The 2,357-nt window shown below is 72.5% G+C and carries 2 protein-coding genes; both read left to right on the top strand.

The window, feature by feature from the left end; genetic code table 11:
- Window positions 1-146: 146 nt before the first annotated feature.
- Window positions 147-1,163, top strand: coding sequence for a tryptophan--tRNA ligase (gene trpS, locus FNQ90_RS19960; protein ID WP_182607626.1), 1,017 nt, complete (start codon window positions 147-149; stop codon window positions 1,161-1,163).
- 551 nt (window positions 1,164-1,714) lie between these two features.
- Window positions 1,715-2,287 carry a 2'-5' RNA ligase family protein gene (locus FNQ90_RS19955; protein ID WP_182607627.1) on the top strand — a complete coding sequence of 191 codons (573 nt, stop codon included), beginning with the start codon at window positions 1,715-1,717 and terminating at the stop codon, window positions 2,285-2,287.
- Window positions 2,288-2,357: the final 70 nt, after the last annotated feature.

Genomic DNA, 2,357 nt, shown 5'->3' with positions numbered 1-2,357 from the left:
CCCGGGGCGCGCTCCGTGACACGGGCGCGACGCCCCGGCGCACGCGCCGGGACGGGAAAACCGTGCCCCGACGTGCCCGTGGTGTCCCCCGTTCCCCCTGTGGACGAGCGGGGCCCGACGTCCGCGGGTGCTGCCAGAATGGAGCCATGGCCACTGATCGTCGTCCTCGCGTGCTCTCCGGGATCCAGCCCACCTCCGGCTCCTTCCACCTCGGCAACTACCTCGGCGCGGTCCGCCAGTGGGTGGCGTTGCAGGAGAGCCACGACGCCTTCTACATGGTGGTGGACCTGCACGCGATCACCATCCCCCAGGACCCGGCGCGGCTGCGCGAGTCCACCCGACTGGCCGCCGCCCAGCTGTTGAGCGCGGGCCTGGACCCGGAGCGCTGCACGCTGTTCGTCCAGAGCCACCTGGCGGAGCACACCCAGCTCGGCTGGGTGATGAACTGCATGACCGGCTTCGGGGAGGCGAGCCGGATGACGCAGTTCAAGGACAAGTCCGCCAAGCAGGGTGCCGAGGGCACCACGGTGGGGCTGTTCACCTACCCGGTGCTCCAGGTGGCGGACATCCTGCTCTACCAGGCCGAACAGGTACCGGTGGGCGAGGACCAGCGCCAACACGTGGAGCTGACCCGGGATGTCGCGGAGCGGTTCAACGCCCGCTACGGCCACACCTTCACCGTGCCGAGGCCGCGCATCGTCCGGGAGACCGCCAAGATCTACGACCTCCAGGAGCCGACCGCCAAGATGAGCAAGTCGGCGGCGAGCGCCAAGGGGCGGATCGACCTGATGGACGACCCGAAGGTCTCGGCGAAGAAGTTCCGCAGCGCGGTCACCGACACCGGTACCGAGGTGCGCCACGACCCGGAGAACAAGCCCGGCGTGAGCAACCTGCTGGTGATCCACTCGGCCCTGACCGGCATCACCGTGCCCGAGTTGGAGGAGAAGTTCGCCGGGCAGCTGTACGGGGCTCTGAAGACCGAGGTGGCCGGGGTGTTCACCGACTGGGTGACTCCCTTCCGCAACCGGGTGCTGGAGTACCTGGACGACCCGGCGGAGCTGGACCGGCTGTTGGCGCGCGGCGCGGAGAAGGCGCGGGCTGTCGCGTCCGTCACGCTGCGCGAGACCTACGACCGGGTGGGCTTCCTGCCGCCGGCTCCCTGAGCAGGGACGGCCCGGGGAATACGGACCTTCGACCCGGTGTCGGGGGGCGGATGACCGTTCGCGTTCCGCTCCCCCGCCCGCCACACTGGCACCGGATCGTGCCCCCCGGCGCCATCCGTCCGTCCGGCCGACACACCCGGTATCGATCGGGTGCGGAAGGGTACGAGTCGGTGCGTTGGGGTACAGATCGGTCCCGGTGGACGCCGGTGGGGTCCTCCCGCCCGGTCCGGGGCACCGGGCTCCGGCACGGCACGAGGGAACACGGCGGGACCGGGTGCACCGTGACGGAATGAAGCGGGCGTCGGACGGCAACGAGCGAAACGGAGAGGATCACGGGCACGGCAGTCGGGGAAGCCGCGAAAGGCGCGGCTCGTGAGCGGTCCGCGCCGGCGGCGCGGTCGCTCGGGCAGGCGGAGACGTCGCGGGGGAGGTCCCCGCGCTCGACGGGAGCGACCGGTTCGGCACGTCCGGCCGGTCCAACGGGGTCGGTGTCAACGGGGTCGATGGTGTCGTCCGCGCGCGCGTCGCGCGTCACTCGGGAGGAGATGCTGGTGGGGACCGTCACGCTCGGCGTGTCGCTCGCTGTCCCGGAGCCGCACGGCAGCCTGTTGCAGCAGTACCGTTTCGGTGTCGGTGACACCGCCGCGTCCGGTATCCCCACCCACGTCACGCTGGTGCCGCCGACGGTCGTGGAGGTCGCCGCGCGCTCGGCCGTGGAGGAGTACCTGGCGGGCATCGCCGCCTCCGGGCGACCGTTCCCCATGCGGCTGTCGGGCACGGACACCTTCCGCCCGCTGTCGCCGGTGGTGTTCGTGCGGGTGGTGCGGGGCGGGACCGCCTGCGGTCGACTCCAGGAGCGGATCCGGGATCCGCGCGGGCCGCTCGCCCGTGAGCTGGGCTTTCCCTACCACCCCCACGTGACGGTGGCGCACGGCATCGCCGAGGAGGCGATGGACCGCGCGCAGCGCGACCTGGCCGGGTACGAGGCCGAGTGGACCGTGCCCGGGTTCGCCCTGTACGAGCAGGGCGCGACGGACGGCGTGTGGCGGCTGCGCCGCGAGTTCCGCTTCCCGAGCGGGACGCTGCCGCACCAGCGGATGGCGTTGCGTCGCCTGATCGCCTGACGGTCCGTCCGACCCCGGGGCCCGGGGGGCGGTTCGCGCGTGTCGCCGGCCGCCTCCCCCCGCACCGCCC

Source organism: Streptomyces alkaliphilus, assembly GCF_014141535.1.
Lineage (GTDB): Bacteria > Actinomycetota > Actinomycetes > Streptomycetales > Streptomycetaceae > Streptomyces > Streptomyces alkaliphilus.
This window is presented reverse-complemented; position numbering and strand designations above follow the sequence as displayed.